We start from the raw sequence: 14,524 nt of genomic DNA, 5'->3' as shown, positions 1-14,524 counted from the left end.
CCAATGGTCGGCACCGCCGCCCCTTAACGCCCTCCCGGCCGCTGGCCCCTCCCACCTACCCCGCGCCCGCGGACGCTTCGACCGTCACCCTGGGTCGGGCTCCGGTCGGCACGGTCCACCGTTACCCGCTGAGGGGAGAGGACGTCGCGCTTGTCCGGCCGTACCTGCTGGCGTGGGAAGAGCGTGCACGGACGCGCACGGTGCTCGTCGCCCCGCACCTGCCGACCGATGCCTGGTCGGCACTCGCGGGGGCCCACTGATGCCTCCTCGCCGAGAACTGCACCCGGCGGGCAGGACTTCCGCCCCCTACCGCTCGATCGCCTGCTGGATCGGGACGCACCACTCCTGCACCGAGCCGTCCCCGCCTGAGGCGACGGAGGACGTGCCTGTGATCTACGAGGTGTGCGTCTGCCCGTGCCACTCGGCCCCCGACCCGTTCGTGCCCGTGGAGGCGATGGCGTGAGGACCCCAGCCCCCGGCGGCGCGCTGGTCTCCACCGTCGAGGTCACTGCGGCCACCGTGCAGCGCGGCGACATCATCCAACTCGGCGGTCAGGCCTGCCGAGTGAGAGACCTCTTCCAGCTTCCCCAGGGGGCCAAGCAACTGGTCTTCGAGTCGGGCGAACTGCTGGCCATACACGCCCGCACCCGACTCACCGCCCTGCGACTGCTGAGAAGGCGGTGACCCGCTCCGTGCACCGACGCCATCACGACATCGCCGACGACCTACGCCACCAGATCACAACGGGCAGCATCAAGCCTGGCGAACGCCTCCCGTCCGAAGCCGGCCTAGCCGCTCAGTACAGGGTCAGCACGGTGACCCTGCGACGTGCTCTCGCCGTGCTCCAGGGCGAAGGACTCGTCGAGAAGATCCACGGCAAGGGGAACTATGTTCGTCGCCCCCGCCGCAAGATCATGTACGTCAGCGGCTGGGGCACGCTGGACCCCTGGACCGCCGCTGAGCCGAGGTTGCGCATCACGGTTCGTAGCAGCACGGTTCCGGCCTCCGTGCAGCTGACGACGTTGCTGAAGGTGCCAACGGGCAGCCCTCTTGCGGAGTACACCTGCCTCAGCCTCGAACAGGGTTCGCCTCACGGCCTGGCCCGCATCTACATCCCGCGCGACCTGGCCCCGGCCGGAGTCCTCGACAACGACTCCGTGTGCCGGAAGGCAGCCACGAGATTCGCCGTCCTCGGCCCGTTGTCGGCCACCATCCGAGAGACGGTCTGCGCCCGATCTCCCACCCCAGACGAAGCGTCGGCCCTCCGCATCGGCAACAACATGGCCGTTCTCTCGATCACGCGCATCGCCACCGACGCCACCGGTCGCGTCGTTGAAGCCGCGCTCCTGGCCTTCCCGGGAGACCGAGTCGACGCCGTCTTCACCGCCCACCACGTGGTCAACGAGAGGCCAACCCAAGGATGACAACACCGAACGAGCTTCGGCTCCTCCCGTGGTCGGGCCCCGGGGACAAGCCCTGCTACCTGAGCACTGACGACCCGGACGGCTACATGTCCCGCCTCGCGGACAGCATCGAAGCGATCCAACTCGGGACGGCAGGGGAACTGTTGGAAGAGGCCGCAGAAGCTCTCGATGACCGGGGCACGTCGCTCGACGAGATGCAGTGCCTGATCACAGAGCTGACCGGGGCTCTGCGAGACGTCGTCCGCATCGCAACGAGCCGCGGTCGCCTCCTGGCAACGAGCGATCCGCGTGAGTCCGCCTATTGATCTACGGCCCGCCGACCTGCACGGCAAGAGAGGCCCATGGCTCTGACCAGATCAGGTGCTATGGGCCTCTGGCTTTGCCGGCTGACTTCCGTCAACCTTGGACGGCCTGAAGACTGCTTCGTCCCGAAGCAACTTGGGCGGTAGTCGCGCCTTGGGTTGAAGTGCCCGCCACCTGCACTGATGTTCCGCAGGCGTCCGCGCTCGTCCGCCGGTGTTATCACGCAGTTAGACACTCACGCCGGGCTGCCCGCAGCGGCTCGGTCAAGGCCATCATCCGAGGGTGCGAAGACCGCGTGTCCGAACCGTCCGGAGAACCAAGACCACCACCGTGACCGCCAGCACGACGTCGAGAGTGTTCACGACCATGACCTCGGGGTGGGGCGTGCAATAGGCTGGGTACCTTTGCGCCGATCATTCCCACTGCATAAACAGGCGGAGCCAGGCCCAGAAGCAACGCGTGCCCTGATCGCGACTTGCACCCTCTTGAGCCTTGGTCCGCTCCCACCTTGGCCGCCGAGATTGGCGAGGACCAGCGCGCACCCCATCGCGGCTACGGACCAGTCCATGAGCCTGAGCATTACATCCCCCTTGATCGGCAGGAGGACTTTCCTCCCGCGGGGGACCGCACGCAAGGGGCCGCCGTCCCGTAGCAGCCCTGGTGTTCCTCAACTCTGCTTTGGGGGTTGGGCAGGTGCGACGACGCGGCGGGCACCGCCTCTGAGCTTGGAGAGGGCCGGTCTCGGACGGCCTGACTGCGTTTTTCACCGTCGCTTCGCTGCTTCCCCTGCGATATCGAAGTTTGTACGTAGTCAACCCTGCGGGTGCGCACCCGGACCCGCTACCACGCTAGTTGCGTGCCTCCAGGTGACTCTTGAACCGCTTGCGTTGAGCCGAAATAATGAAGGCGTCGTATGCCTCCAGAAGTTCGTCATGTGCGGTGCTGATCTGCTCAACTGCCTCGCAATGCAGTTCAGGGCGCTCATCCCGCCATTCCGGCGGAATCGTATATCGGTTGCTATGAGGGACCGGAAAAATGTTTGGGCCGATTCGATCGCGAAGAGTGCGAAATCTCTGGATCAATTCCGTATGCATCGCATTCAGTTCGGCATCATCGAATCCCCTGGGATCCCTGTCGTAAAAATCGATGAACTGGCCTAGCAGATTGAGCTGAGTATCTTCATAGGAAGTCACCAGAAATCCACTTCGTAGCCAGGTGAGCAGATTACTTTGAGGGGATGCGTACTGATTGAAGGCCTGGAACATGTCGGAGTCGTGGGCGGATGGATCTGCCAAACGGGCTTCAAGATCGGATATCCTAGCTCGCTGGGATACTAGAACATTTGAAAGTGCCAGCACCACGGCCACTAGTAGCAGGCTAAAAATAGTAAGGCCCATGTAATGTTCACGCAGCCAGCTCCTTGTATCCGAAGAAATCAAAAAAAGCACGGCGGCAGTTACGTCTGCGATCGTGCCTAGAATTAGCATTACAGCAGACGCACTCACTCGTTCGCTGACCGACTGAGAAAACATTCCTCCCCCTTACTGGGTAGGCCCAAGGGGTCAAATCTGACACACTTCGAAACCCCGTGTCATCATCCTTCAGCGATTCGGTCATCATCTGGAGCGCTTCGCCGCTCCCGGTCGCGACGGGCACGTCTTCGTCGTGCCGCAGGGAGGGCAGCCGTGGCGGAGCAACTTTCGGGACGACTGGGTCAAGGCCCGGAACGCCGCGGGCGCCACGGCCGAGCTGCATCCCACGACCTCCGGCACAGGCAATATGCTTGCCTCGACGGCCGGGGCCAGCACACGGGAGCTGGTCCCTCGCATGGGGCACAGCAGCTCCCGGGCCGCGTCCGCGAACAGGATGGCTGCAGCGTCGCCAGTCAGCCCGATCGATGCTGTGCCGGCCAAGCACTCCAGCCGAAGAGGTGCGGGAGCAGGGGGCCGTGCCAACCGCCCGTCGTGAGGCTGCCTATGCGCCGAGTAGATCCGCACTTCTTGAGACCCCGACCTGGGTATTCCTGCCGCGACTCGGAAGGTCGCTGCTGCTGTCATCCTCTCGCCACAGTCACGCGAGCCCGTCTCGAAATTCAGCCACTGGCTAGTTTTCGCCTATCTAGGCAAACCATGTCGAGACTACGTATGATCTAGTTCCTGAAAAATTGGGTGCGGGCCAGGGGGGCTGGCGGGGACCATGGGCGCCATGAAGCAGACAAGTATGCACGTAACTTCTCTCGTCCTGGATGAAACAAATCCTCGGTATGAGAAAAAGACATCGAGCCTGGAAGAATCGCTAGCAGCTCTCTTGGGTCAGAACCCCGAGAAGTTGCTCCGGTTGGCGAAAGACATCGCCCAGCACGGCATCAATCCGACCGAACTCCCTATCGTCGTTGTCGAAGGCGATCGGAATGTTGTGGTGGAAGGAAATAGAAGAGTCGCTGCGCTTAAGCTGCTTGGAAATCCCGGCCTTGCGCCAACCGAAAAGCTGAAGAAGCAATTTGCGGCGATCTCGAAGGATAACGTCATCCCTCGGAGGGTGGCGTGCGTTCTTGCAGAGAGTAGATTGCAGGCCGAGCATTGGATCATGCTCCGGCATGATGGTGACAATAAAGGCGTGGGAATCGTCCCCTGGAGTGCTGCGGAAAAGATTCGCTTTAGCGGTAGGTCCACCCCTACGGGAAAAGCGCTGCTCTTCATCGATGCCGCATCTGAGTGGTTTGCTGACGACGTGCATCTGGTGAAGGATGCGCACGCGGTGCGGAATGGTCGGATCACCAACCTGGGTCGGATGCTCGCCGACCCGTACGTCAGGAATAGGCTCGGTCTCTCGTTTGAAGGTGATGTAGTTTTTAGTGGCTACAGTCGGGAAAAAATGAAGCCCCTCATTAGGCGGCTATTCTCTGACCTTGCCGGATCCGTGACTGTGGATCAAATCAAGAGCAAGGAGCAAAGGAAGGACTATCTTCAGCAGGTCGAAGATGATCTCCCTCGGCTCGCTGACAGGCTCGAAATCCCTCAGGCCTACTCCAAATCGGGAGCAGAGGCCGGCCCTCCTGCTTCTTCCGAGGAGGCTGTAGAAAACGGCGGCTCGGACGGGAAGCCAGCGAAGCGGCGGCGGGCTGACTTTGAAAAGAGGCTATTCCAGGGTGTTGTGCTCCGGCACGTTAGTCTCAGGACGTCCGAGGTCTTGGACGAGGCGAAGCGGCTGAGGATAGACGAGATGCCCAACGTTGCGGCGATCATGGTCAGAGCTGTAGTCGACATCGTGGTCACTGAGGTTGCTCAGAAGCTGAGTTGGCGGCGGAACCAGGACACGCTCAAGGGTAGGATCGGGGCTGTGCTTAGCCAGGTCGACCCCAGCAAGGACAACCCTGAGCTCGCAAATGCCTGGCGGTTTTCGCAGCAGGAAGATGGGGCTCTAGTTTTGAGGACACTGCACTCCTTTGTTCATACCTGGGCGAGTACCCCACTCACATCTGATGTAAGGAAGTTGAGCATGGCGTACGGGCCTCTCTTGCTTCTCGCGGATGAACTGCTGGAGAAGAAGGGGCGATGAGGTACATTAGCCCGCTTCGCTATCCAGGCGGAAAGGCGCGATTGGCGCCATATATTTCACAACTGATGGCGCGACAGCGCCCGCGCCCCCGTTCATACGCTGAGCCATTTGCGGGGGGCGCGGGTGCTGCTTTGCGTCTGCTGGTAGACGCTGAAGTTGAACGAATTTACATTAATGATTTGGATCAAGGCATTTCCGCCTTTTGGCGCTGCGTCTTTCGGCATTCAGAGATGTTCTCGCGGATGGTCGAGAAGGCGGAGGTGAGTATTTCGGCCTGGCACAAACATTCGGAGGTGTATCGAAATCCGGATGGATTTGATGATCTGCAACTCGGGTTCTCCACTTTCTTTTTGAACAGGTGCAACCGATCGGGTATCTTGCGCGCTAGGCCAATCGGCGGTCTTGATCAGGCAGGCGACTGGAAGATTGATGCTCGATTCAACAAGCAGTCGCTGGCCAGTCGAATTCGTTACCTCGGGGAGTTCGGCGAGAGAGTAACGCTTTCGCAACAAGATGCTCGTAACTTCATCAAAGATATTGAACCTAATGGCTCCGACGTTCTTCTTTATGTCGACCCGCCCTACCTAGTGCAGGGAGATCGGCTCTACCTTGATTCCCTGGCGCGGGAAGATCATGAAGAGCTAGCCAGAGTTCTCCGGGAAACCAATCTTCACTGGTTCTTGACTTATGACGCAGATAAGCGCATCACTGATGATCTCTATAAGGGCTTCAGGTGTGCTGAGTTCGACATATTGCATACCGCTCAGATACAGCGCACAGGCGTGGAGTATGCGATTTTCGGGAACGGACTTACTGTGCCGCGGTACGCGGGAATCATCGGGGAGGATAACTTCCGCTGGAAGACCTCCTCCAGGAGGAAGGCCCTTGCCTAGCCGCTGCGCATTCCTGAGTCGTTTGTGCGGCTTGGGATGGAATCCGCTACTCACCCCAGCTCCCATCCCGTCTGCCTTCGACCCACACATCGTGGAGCGGTCGTGGTTCAGGGCGTCAAGGTGGAGCGCGCCACTGTACGAACGACCTTGACGCCCTGGGCCGCGACTGCTCGGCTCTGCCTGGGTCGAAGGCGGACGGGATGGGAGCCCACCACGCTCACCACGAAACCGCCGGCACTCGCCAACGGACCGGCGTCCATCCCGGAGTCTGAGCGCCCCCGCCGGAGGCATGTCTTTGACCTGTGAATGCCCTTCTTGCTCCGCCCGAGCACGCAGCGCGCCGCCGGGCGCGGCCAGCCGGGGCGGAGACAGGAGGCAGGCCGCGCCGCAGAGGCGGCGCGCGCCCGCGCCGTGCGCGGGCCTTGATGAAGTAGGGAAAGTTCTATCGCACCGGTGTCAGGCGCTTGCCGTCGTGGCTTCGCACGTGGGGCCCGTTCCCGTCGAGGGCATCCAGTAGCCGGACCGCGTAGACCTCGGACATCCACTCGGTGACCTCGTCCGGCGTGAGCCAGCCGACCGCGGTCGATTCGCTGGACGTCCGCTCGCTTCCGCCGGCGGGCTTGCACCGGAAGACCAGGGCCACGATGCCCCGAGTGGTGTTCTTGTAGACCCCCGTGAGCTCGTCCACCTCGACGTGGATACCTGTCTCCTCCAGGACCTCGCGCTGAACGCCCGCCTCCGGGGTCTCGTCGAGTTCTAGTACGCCGCCGGGGAGCTCCCAAGTTCCGTTGTCGGCGCGGCGAATCGCCAGGAGTCGCCCGTCCTCGCGCACGACCACTCCGGCTACGGACACGGAGTGGAGCGGCGTTGACGTGCCTTCGTGCGCACTGTTACTCATGTACAGGAGCATAGGAGGAAGCGAAGGACTATGGAAACAGCAGTAGGAGGTGGGAAGTCCGTACCTCGGTACGTGCAGATCGCCGAGGAGATCGTTCAGCAGATCCGCGCCGGAATCCTCAAGCCTGGCGACATGGTGCCCAGCGAATCGGAGCTCGTGGAGCGCTACGGCGTCTCCGGCGGCACCATCCGCAAGGCCATGGTGGAGGTCCGCGCCAGTGACCTCGTGGAGACCCGCCAGGGCAAGGGCTCCATGGTGAAGGCCCGGCCCCCGGTACGGCACCGTTCCTCGGACCGCTTCAAGCGCTCCCACCGACAGGGCGGCAAGGCCGCGTACCTCGCTGAGTCGGAGCAGTCCGGCGCCAAGGCTGGCGTCAGCGTTCTGTACATCGGTCCGACGGACGCTCCGAACGACATCGCGGAGCGGCTCGGTGTCCCCGCCGGCACTCAGGTGCTCGCCCGGCGTCGCCTCTACTTCCGCAACGAGACCCCCGTCGAGACGGCCACGTCGTACCTCCCGTGGGACGTCGCGAAGGACATCCCCGAGCTGTTCGCGAAGAACCCCGGCGGTGGTGGCATCTATGCCCGCCTCGAAGACCACGGGCACGAGTTCGCGGAGTTCGTCGAGACGCTGCAAGCCCGGCTGGCCACCAAGGCTGAAGCCTCCGAACTGGCCCTAAGCCCCGGTGCTTCAGTGGTTCATCTGATCCGTGAGGCAAGGACGACGGAGGATCGTGTCGTAGAGGTGTGCGACACGCTCATGGCCGCTGACCAGTTCGTTTTCAGCTACCGGATCCCCGCCTCCGACTGACGCACGCTCAACTCACCGCAGCCCGCCGTGACTTCCTCGTCTCGGCGGGTTGACTCATGTACAGGAGTGATGCACTCTTCTTTATGTCACTCATGTACATGAGTGGCTGAGTCGAGCACCTCTATAGGAGTGATCTTCTGTGCGTACGATCCCCGTCGACACCTCCGCCGCGTCCGTGTTGGTCGCCAAGCCCCCGCAGATCAAGGTCAAGGACCGCCGGACCGGCGAGATCGCCGTGGACATCGAGAGCGGCGCGAAGCTCATGACCGTAGACGTGATGTTCGCGGCGAACGAGGAGGTGGAGATCCTTTCGGTCACCGTCCCTGAGCCGGGCATCTCCGGTGAGCTGATGATGGGCACGCCTGTCGCCGTCACCGGACTGATTGCTCGGCCGTGGGAGAACGAGTTCAACGGGCAGAAGCGCCACGGCATCGCCTTCCGTGCGGTGGCGGTCACCTCGCTCGTCGCCGCTGCCGAGAAGCCCAAGGCGGCCTGATCATGACCGGGTGCCTGGTCACGCTGCTGCTGGTCGTCGTCACCGCACTGATCCTGCGGTGGCGGCGTCCCGCCTGGTACTGGATGACTTTCGGGGTCACCCTTGCCGCGCTGCGGGTAGCGGTCCGATACGCATCGGTCATGGAGGCCTGCGGGCTGACCGTTCCGCCCGCGCGTTGGCGACTCTCCCTCGCCCGGATGACGAACGGCCCTGTTCCCGAGTCGAGGGCCCCGCGCATTCTCCGGCTTCGGCCTACTCGTACCGGGCTGGTCCTGCGGATCAAGCTCCGTCCCGGTCAGGATGCCTTCGACGTTGCCTCGGCCACCGACCGCCTCCGGCACTCCTTCGGGATGTACGGAGTCACCTCCCGCGAACTTCGCTCGGGAATCGTGGAGTTACGAATGACGGGATACGACGTCCTTCGGCGGGTGCAGATGCCCGCCGAAACCGGCCCCGCGCCTATGCGTATCCCCGTCGCACTGCGCGAGGACGGATCCGTCCACTACCGCGACTACCGGGCTGTGCCCCACGGGCTGACGCTCGGCGCGACCGAGTCGGGGAAGTCCGTCTACCAGCGCAACCTGGTCGCCGGCCTCGCGGCGCACGACGTCGCGCTCGTCGGGATCGACTGCAAACAGGGCGTCGAGCTCTTCCCGCTCGCCCGGCGCTTCTCCGCCCTCGCCGACAACCCGGACACCGCCCTCGAACTCCTCGAAGCACTCGTGCAGCACATGGAGGACGTCTACCAGCTCATCCGTTCCGCTCAGCGCATCACAGTCGACGTTCCGGACGCCGACATAGCTGCCGACATCTGGGACCTGCCAGCCGACATACGCCCGACTCCGGTCGTGGTCCTGGTCGACGAGGTTGCCGAGCTGGCGCTGTTCGCCACCAAGGACGAGGAGAAGCGCCGCGACAGGATCGTCACTGCTCTGGTCCGCCTCGCCCAGCTCGGCCGTGCCGCGGGGATCTACCTGGAGATCTGTGGCCAGCGCTTCGGATCCGAACTCGGCAAGGGCATCACGATGCTCCGCGCCCAACTCACCGGTCGGACCGCCCACCGCGTCAACGACGAGTCCAGCGCCAACATGGCCTTCGGAGACATTGCTCCGGACGCCGTCCTTGCCGCGATCCAGATTCCCACCGACGTCCCCGGCATCGCGGTCTCGGGTGACTCGACTGGTGGATGGACCCGCATCCGGGCACCACACACCTCACTGCGCCAAGCCGTGAACATCTGCAACCGGCACGCCGACCGCACTCCGGATGTGCCCGCCCTCGCGGCCTTCCGGCCCGCCGTCGCACCCCTGGCCTCGGCCACCGCGCCGCTCACCAAAGCCGCGCCCACCACCGCCTGACCTTCCGCTCACCGGTCGGCGTGACCATTCCCGCGCCAAGTCCCTACCCGTCCCATGCCGAAAAGGAGAAGTCCGATGGCCCGTCCCTCCATGCGCGTGGACGCCGTACTGATCCAAGCCGTGATCGCTGGCGCGCTCTCCTTCGCCCACCTCCACGACCTCGCCGCCGCCGCGGGCCAGGACGGCTGGAAGGCATGGGCCTACCCGATCAGCGTTGATCTGCTCCTGGTCGCTGCCTGGCGGCGGCTACGAAAGGACGGCCCGTCCCGGCTCGCCTGGAGCTGGTTCCTGATCGCGCTCGTCGCTTCGCTCGGTGCCAACGTCGCCACCGCCGGATTTCTCGATCTCGCGCACCCTCCGGCCTGGTTGCGCTTCGGCATCGCTGGATGGCCCGCGCTTGCCTTCCTCGGCGGGACGCTCCTCGCCCACACGGAGACCCCGGTCGAGGAGCGCACGCCCGTTCCGGCGGTGCCTACGGCTGATCCCTCGGCGCCGGAGCTCGTCACCGAGGAACAAGCCCCGGAGCTGGAACCAGCGCCGATTCCTGCCGCTGAGGAGTCTCCGGTCCTGCCTCCCGCCGACGCGTCTCCGCCCGTGCCGGCCGCGCTTGTCGATCACGCCCGGAAGGTCGCCGACGACCACCGCGCCCGTACCGGTTCACCGATCGACACCGACACGCTCCGCGCGCGCCTCGGAGTTCCGCCCCAACTCGCCGCCGCGATTGCCGCTCAGCTCGCCTGACTCAAGAGGAGACCCACCATGCCCGCCCGCGACCACTTCCACTCCGTGATGCGGATCGGACCGGTGCAGATCGGTACCCACCGCGACCGGCACGGCCGCACCCAGCACGCCGCCGTGTGCACCGCCGATCGCTGCGGTTGGTCGTCCGACTTCAGCAGCCGGTCCGCCGCCCAGCTCGCCGCCCGCACCCACCGCTGCAAGGTCCGCTGAGGGAGACCCGCCATGGACGTACCGCTCTGGCTCGCCCTGATCGTCGTCGGCTGGCTCGGCGTGAAGCTGATCCGCCCGCCCTGGTGGCTCGTGCTCGTGCTGCTGCTCGGCGGCTATCTCCTCGCCGACAGCCTTCTGACCCCCGTGATCGACACCGCCGTCAAGTAACCCCCACCGAAGGGAGAACCGCCATGCTCCGCCCGAAGATCCCCACCAACCCGTTGCCGACCGGAATCGTCACTGGAACCGCCCGGAGCGACGTCCCCGCCGTGCCCCACCAGACCCCGGCCCCAGCCCCTACGGCTCCCGCACGTCCCACGGTTCAGCTCACGCCTGGTGCCGTCGTTGCCGTCATCGGTGGCGGCACGGCCGTGGTGCTGGTCGTCGGCGCGGTCCTGGTCTCCATGCTCCTCGCGGTCGCCGTCACCGCCGCGTCGCTCGCCATCAGCGCCCTGGTCGTTCGGTCGCTCGTGGCGTCGCAGAACCACCGCTGACCGGCTTCCGGGCGGCCTCGATACCGCCAAGCATCCGCCGTCCGGAAGCCGTGCTCCTGCCCGAACCACAGATCCGGAAGGAAGCACCATCATGACCGACCGCACCGCCTGCCGCCGGGGGAGTGCACATGCCTGAATCGCAGCTCGATCGGCTCACCCTCGGCGACCTGCTGAGGGTGGCCTCGGCCCCCGAGTTCCATCGCTGGGAGGACCAGATCCGCCGCACCGGTGGCTGCTCCAACCCGATCCACCTGACCGGGTGGACCCTCACCAAGGACAAGACCACCGGCGAGACCCTTCACCACTACTCGACCGAGACCGAGCCCGGCGGACGTCTCCGCCTCGCCTGCGGAAATCGCCGCGCTTCCCGCTGCCCCTCTTGCGCCTGGACGTACGCCGGAGATACCTACCACCTGATCCGCGCGGGCTTGGCCGGTGACGACCGCCGCGATGTCCCCGCCACCGTGCGGTATCACCCCCGGGTCTTCGCCACCCTTACCGCCCCTTCCTTCGGCCCGGTTCACAACCGTCCCGAACGTGGCACTTGTCGTTGCGGTAGTCGGCACTCGGCAGATGCATCCGAGCTCGGTACCGCCCTGGACCCCGAGACGTACGACTACGCCGGATCGGTCCTGTTCAACAACCACGCCGGCGACCTGTGGATGCGTTTCACCACTCGCCTTCGGCGGGAGATCGCGGCCCGCGCCGGACTCACGCAGGTGGAACTGAAGGAATCGGCTCGGCTCTCGTACGGCAAGGTCGCCGAGTTCCAGAAGCGCGGCGCGATTCACTTCCACTCCGTGATGCGGATCGACGGGCCGGACGGGCCCGGCACCCCTCCTCCGTCCTGGGCCACCGTCGACCTGCTCACGGACGCAATCCGTGCAGCCGCTCGACACAACTACACCTCGGTGTCCGCTGCCGCTGCCGACGATCAGCCCGCTCGTACCTTCCGCTGGGGCACACAACTCGACGTCCGCCCGGTTGTTGCCTTTGGCGACGGCTCCGATGTCACCGAGCAGGCTGTGGCGTCCTACGTCGCGAAGTACGCCACCAAAGCGGCGGAGAACACCGGCACTCTGGACCGCCGCATCGGTGAGCTCTCCGAGCTCGATCGCCACGGCGTTCCCGACCACGCCCGCCGTCTCATCGCCGCATGCCACCTCCTCGATCCGCTCTACCCCGAACGTCGGCTACGTGCCTGGGCACACATGCTCGGGTTCCGCGGGCACTTCTCCTCGAAGTCCCGCCGCTACTCGACCACCCTCGGCGAGCTCCGCCAAGCCCGCGCCGACTTCCGTGCCGCGCAGGAACGGCAGTCCCTCGGCCTGGAGGACCGCGTCCCGGACACTGTGCTCGTCCTGGCCGACTGGCAGTACGCCGGCCACGGTCACTCGCCCGGCGAGTCCGTCCTTGCCGCGACCATCGCCCGTGGTCTCCAGCTCAACCGCGAAACCGCCCGTGAAGCCATGGCGGATCTGGTCGACGAGGGGGAGTGGTGACCATGGCGCTCCCTCTGCCGAGTCGCTATCTAACGCCTGACGACCTGGTCGAGATGTTCGAGCTGCCCAGCGTCGAGACGGTCTACCAGTGGCGTCGGAAGCGGACCGGACCCCGCGGCTTCCGTGTCGGCCGGCACCTCCGCTTCGACCCCGACGACGTACGGGCCTGGGTCGACTCCCGCCGGAGTGAGGCGGCTGCCTGATGGCCGGACACATTCAGGACCGCTGGTTCGTGACCGTGAGCGGCTCTGACGGTAAGCCACGCAAGGTGAAGTCGGATCGCTACGGGGTGGGGTCCCGATACCGCGCTCGCTACGTCGGGCCGGACGGCACAGAGAAGTCGAAGAGCTTCCCGGACCGACAGAAGCGGCTCGCCGATCAGTGGCTGGCCCATACCGAAGCGGACATGGCGCGGGGGCAGTACATCGATCCCCGCGCGGCCCGGACCACCTTCCAGCAGTACGCGGAGGGCTGGGTGTCCACCCAAGGGGCGGACCCCAACACGCAAGCCTCGATGGAGTCGCAGCTCCGGCTGCACGCGTTCCCGTACCTCGGCACGCGTCCGCTTGGTTCGTTCCAGCCGGCGCACATCCGCGACTGGGTTCAGCAGCTTCAGGCGAACGGTGTCCGCGGCTCGTACGCCCGGACGATCTACTCCAACGTGCGCGCGGCTCTCAGCGCGGCCGTGGATGACGGGCACCTTCCACGGAACCCTTGCGCCGCGCGTTCGGTACGGCCGCCGACCGTGGACACGAAGCGCGTCACGCCTTGGACGACGGAACGGCTCTTCGCTGTGCGCGCGGGCATGCCGGAGCGGTATCAGGCGATGGTCGACCTGGGCGGCGGCTGCGGCCTACGGCAGGGCGAGATCCTGGGCATCGCGGTGGACGCGATCGACTTCCGCTCGGACACGCTGCACGTCGTCCAGCAGCTCAAACTGAGCCGCAGCAAGCCCGTCTTCGCGCCACCCAAGGGCGGCAAGTTGCGGGACGTGCCGCTCCCCGGCCCTGTCGCCGACGCGCTGCGGGCACACATGGAGCAATTCCCGCCGGTCGAGATCACGTTGCCGTGGAAGGTGGCGGGCGGACCGCTGGTGACCAAGCGGCTCATCTTTATGGGACCGCGCGGTGGTCATGTCTGGCGCACCTCGCTGAACGAGGAAGCGTGGAAACCGGCCCTGGCCTCGGCTGGAGTCATCCCGACCCCGGCGGTCGGCGCTCCGCACGCCGAGTCACGCGAGAACGGTATGCACGCGATGCGGCACTTCTACGCGTCGGTGCTGCTGGACGCCGGGGAGAACGTCAAGGCGCTGGCTGAGTACCTCGGCCACTCGGACCCGGGCCTGACACTGAGGGTGTACGCACATCTGATGCCCTCCAGCCAAGCACGCACGAGGAAGGCCGTTGCTGCGGTCTTCATGTCGAACGCGAGGGGTAGAGCTTATTGAGTTCCTGAATGTTCAACAGGAAAGTTGAGCGGGGAATTCACGGATCGTGATTCGGGGTGCGTGTGGCGAATGTTGGTCGGGGAATTTGGTGAGGGAATTCACGGATCGTGATTCGGGGTGCGTGTGGCGAATGTTGGTCGGGGAATTTGGTGAGGGGATTCACGGGTCGTGAATCATCGAGAGTGCCCACCCGCCCGGCCTCCCACCCGCCCGGCCTCCCACCCGCCCGGCCTCCCACCCTGCCGGCCGGTTGCCCGGCCGCCCAGCCGACCCCCCCGCTCTGCGAATCCTCGTTTCTGCGAATTCTCACTTCTGCCTTCTTGCAGTTTCGAGAGATGCTGCAGGTGACGTGCACCCCGCCACCTCTTCGAAAGCGTCACCCTGCGAACC

At 65.0% G+C, this 14,524-nt stretch carries 18 protein-coding genes and 1 pseudogene; 17 read left to right on the top strand and 2 right to left on the bottom strand.

What is annotated here, in order from left to right:
- Positions 1–259: 259 nt before the first annotated feature.
- From ACK8N7_RS16240 to ACK8N7_RS16225, 4 genes are read left to right on the top strand one after another with little or no spacing between them, the layout of a single operon-like run.
- Entirely contained in the window at positions 260–463 is a 204-nt protein-coding gene (locus ACK8N7_RS16240; protein WP_500442926.1) for a hypothetical protein, read from the top strand.
- Entirely contained in the window at positions 460–684 is a 225-nt protein-coding gene (locus ACK8N7_RS16235) for a hypothetical protein (RefSeq protein WP_500442924.1), read from the top strand. Before ACK8N7_RS16240 ends, ACK8N7_RS16235 begins: the two co-directional genes overlap by 4 nt.
- Entirely contained in the window at positions 681–1,424 is a 744-nt protein-coding gene (locus tag ACK8N7_RS16230; RefSeq protein ID WP_500442922.1) for a GntR family transcriptional regulator, read from the top strand. Before ACK8N7_RS16235 ends, ACK8N7_RS16230 begins: the two co-directional genes overlap by 4 nt.
- Positions 1,421–1,729, top strand: a complete 309-nt coding sequence (locus ACK8N7_RS16225) for a hypothetical protein (RefSeq protein ID WP_500442920.1) — start codon at positions 1,421–1,423, stop codon at positions 1,727–1,729. Before ACK8N7_RS16230 ends, ACK8N7_RS16225 begins: the two co-directional genes overlap by 4 nt.
- An 846-nt stretch (positions 1,730–2,575) precedes the next feature.
- Here the strand turns inward: ACK8N7_RS16225 and ACK8N7_RS16220 are convergent.
- Complete coding sequence (locus ACK8N7_RS16220; protein WP_405389664.1) at positions 2,576–3,259, bottom strand: hypothetical protein; 684 nt, start codon at positions 3,257–3,259, stop codon at positions 2,576–2,578.
- Positions 3,260–3,338: 79 nt separating this feature from the next.
- Here ACK8N7_RS16220 and ACK8N7_RS16215 point away from each other — a divergent pair.
- The 3 genes and pseudogenes from ACK8N7_RS16215 to ACK8N7_RS16205 all read left to right on the top strand — a co-directional run.
- Positions 3,339–3,581 (top strand): annotated as a pseudogene (locus ACK8N7_RS16215) (site-specific integrase); the annotation flags it as partial.
- 351 nt (positions 3,582–3,932) lie between these two features.
- Positions 3,933–5,285: a hypothetical protein gene (locus tag ACK8N7_RS16210; RefSeq protein WP_500442918.1), complete on the top strand. Its 1,353-nt coding sequence runs from the start codon at positions 3,933–3,935 to the stop codon at positions 5,283–5,285.
- Positions 5,282–6,178 (top strand): DNA adenine methylase, encoded by an 897-nt coding sequence (locus ACK8N7_RS16205; protein ID WP_500442916.1) that lies wholly within the window; start codon positions 5,282–5,284, stop codon positions 6,176–6,178. The genes ACK8N7_RS16210 and ACK8N7_RS16205 overlap by 4 nt, the downstream gene beginning before the upstream one ends.
- Positions 6,179–6,620: 442 nt before the next feature.
- Here the strand turns inward: ACK8N7_RS16205 and ACK8N7_RS16200 are convergent, their stop codons facing one another.
- Positions 6,621–7,088 carry an NUDIX hydrolase gene (locus ACK8N7_RS16200; protein WP_500442914.1) on the bottom strand — a complete coding sequence of 156 codons (468 nt, stop codon included), beginning with the start codon at positions 7,086–7,088 and terminating at the stop codon, positions 6,621–6,623.
- A gap of 18 nt (positions 7,089–7,106) precedes the next feature.
- Here ACK8N7_RS16200 and ACK8N7_RS16195 point away from each other — a divergent pair, with 18 nt between their 5' ends.
- From ACK8N7_RS16195 to ACK8N7_RS16150, 10 genes are all read left to right on the top strand, one after another.
- Positions 7,107–7,886 (top strand): GntR family transcriptional regulator, encoded by a 780-nt coding sequence (locus ACK8N7_RS16195; protein WP_103511814.1) that lies wholly within the window; start codon positions 7,107–7,109, stop codon positions 7,884–7,886.
- Between the two features lie 139 nt (positions 7,887–8,025).
- On the top strand, positions 8,026–8,382 hold the full coding sequence (locus ACK8N7_RS16190) for an SCO3933 family regulatory protein (protein ID WP_382285610.1): 357 nt from the start codon (positions 8,026–8,028) through the stop codon (positions 8,380–8,382).
- Between the two features lie 2 nt (positions 8,383–8,384).
- On the top strand, positions 8,385–9,740 hold the full coding sequence (locus tag ACK8N7_RS16185) for an FtsK/SpoIIIE domain-containing protein (protein WP_386254781.1): 1,356 nt from the start codon (positions 8,385–8,387) through the stop codon (positions 9,738–9,740).
- 75 nt (positions 9,741–9,815) lie between these two features.
- Positions 9,816–10,481, top strand: coding sequence for a DUF2637 domain-containing protein (locus tag ACK8N7_RS16180; protein WP_500442911.1), 666 nt, complete (start codon positions 9,816–9,818; stop codon positions 10,479–10,481).
- A gap of 18 nt (positions 10,482–10,499) precedes the next feature.
- Positions 10,500–10,691 (top strand): mobile element transfer protein, encoded by a 192-nt coding sequence (locus ACK8N7_RS16175; protein ID WP_014047488.1) that lies wholly within the window; start codon positions 10,500–10,502, stop codon positions 10,689–10,691.
- Positions 10,692–10,703: 12 nt separating this feature from the next.
- Positions 10,704–10,859 carry a hypothetical protein gene (locus tag ACK8N7_RS16170; RefSeq protein ID WP_106972203.1) on the top strand — a complete coding sequence of 52 codons (156 nt, stop codon included), beginning with the start codon at positions 10,704–10,706 and terminating at the stop codon, positions 10,857–10,859.
- A 23-nt stretch (positions 10,860–10,882) separates the two neighbouring features.
- The gene (locus ACK8N7_RS16165; RefSeq protein ID WP_030636115.1) at positions 10,883–11,185 is read left to right on the top strand and encodes a hypothetical protein; all 303 of its coding nucleotides are present in this window, start codon (positions 10,883–10,885) and stop codon (positions 11,183–11,185) included.
- A gap of 128 nt (positions 11,186–11,313) precedes the next feature.
- Entirely contained in the window at positions 11,314–12,687 is a 1,374-nt protein-coding gene (gene repSA / locus ACK8N7_RS16160) for a replication initiator protein RepSA (protein ID WP_500442908.1), read from the top strand.
- A 2-nt stretch (positions 12,688–12,689) separates the two neighbouring features.
- The gene (locus ACK8N7_RS16155) at positions 12,690–12,890 is read left to right on the top strand and encodes a helix-turn-helix transcriptional regulator (RefSeq protein ID WP_030636111.1); all 201 of its coding nucleotides are present in this window, start codon (positions 12,690–12,692) and stop codon (positions 12,888–12,890) included.
- Positions 12,890–14,134: a tyrosine-type recombinase/integrase gene (locus ACK8N7_RS16150; RefSeq protein ID WP_500442905.1), complete on the top strand. Its 1,245-nt coding sequence runs from the start codon at positions 12,890–12,892 to the stop codon at positions 14,132–14,134. The genes ACK8N7_RS16155 and ACK8N7_RS16150 overlap by 1 nt, the downstream gene beginning before the upstream one ends.
- Positions 14,135–14,524: the final 390 nt, after the last annotated feature.

This window comes from Streptomyces griseobrunneus, assembly GCF_046713465.1.
In the GTDB taxonomy this organism is placed as follows: domain Bacteria; phylum Actinomycetota; class Actinomycetes; order Streptomycetales; family Streptomycetaceae; genus Streptomyces; species Streptomyces microflavus.
This window is presented reverse-complemented; position numbering and strand designations above follow the sequence as displayed.

Excerpts from the sequence above, each read along its gene's own strand:
- ACK8N7_RS16240 (WP_500442926.1), top strand. The coding sequence starts at position 260 with ATGCCTCCTCGCCGAGAACTGCACCCGGCGGGCAGGACTTCCGCCCCC.
- ACK8N7_RS16225 (WP_500442920.1), top strand. The coding sequence starts at position 1,421 with ATGACAACACCGAACGAGCTTCGGCTCCTCCCGTGGTCGGGCCCCGGG.
- ACK8N7_RS16220 (WP_405389664.1), bottom strand. The coding sequence starts at position 3,259 with ATGTTTTCTCAGTCGGTCAGCGAACGAGTGAGTGCGTCTGCTGTAATG.
- ACK8N7_RS16210 (WP_500442918.1), top strand. The coding sequence starts at position 3,933 with ATGAAGCAGACAAGTATGCACGTAACTTCTCTCGTCCTGGATGAAACA.
- ACK8N7_RS16205 (WP_500442916.1), top strand. The coding sequence starts at position 5,282 with ATGAGGTACATTAGCCCGCTTCGCTATCCAGGCGGAAAGGCGCGATTG.
- ACK8N7_RS16200 (WP_500442914.1), bottom strand. The coding sequence starts at position 7,088 with ATGCTCCTGTACATGAGTAACAGTGCGCACGAAGGCACGTCAACGCCG.
- ACK8N7_RS16195 (WP_103511814.1), top strand. The coding sequence starts at position 7,107 with ATGGAAACAGCAGTAGGAGGTGGGAAGTCCGTACCTCGGTACGTGCAG.
- ACK8N7_RS16185 (WP_386254781.1), top strand. The coding sequence starts at position 8,385 with ATGACCGGGTGCCTGGTCACGCTGCTGCTGGTCGTCGTCACCGCACTG.
- ACK8N7_RS16180 (WP_500442911.1), top strand. The coding sequence starts at position 9,816 with ATGGCCCGTCCCTCCATGCGCGTGGACGCCGTACTGATCCAAGCCGTG.
- ACK8N7_RS16175 (WP_014047488.1), top strand. The coding sequence starts at position 10,500 with ATGCCCGCCCGCGACCACTTCCACTCCGTGATGCGGATCGGACCGGTG.
- ACK8N7_RS16170 (WP_106972203.1), top strand. The coding sequence starts at position 10,704 with ATGGACGTACCGCTCTGGCTCGCCCTGATCGTCGTCGGCTGGCTCGGC.
- ACK8N7_RS16165 (WP_030636115.1), top strand. The coding sequence starts at position 10,883 with ATGCTCCGCCCGAAGATCCCCACCAACCCGTTGCCGACCGGAATCGTC.
- repSA (WP_500442908.1), top strand. The coding sequence starts at position 11,314 with ATGCCTGAATCGCAGCTCGATCGGCTCACCCTCGGCGACCTGCTGAGG.
- ACK8N7_RS16155 (WP_030636111.1), top strand. The coding sequence starts at position 12,690 with ATGGCGCTCCCTCTGCCGAGTCGCTATCTAACGCCTGACGACCTGGTC.
- ACK8N7_RS16150 (WP_500442905.1), top strand. The coding sequence starts at position 12,890 with ATGGCCGGACACATTCAGGACCGCTGGTTCGTGACCGTGAGCGGCTCT.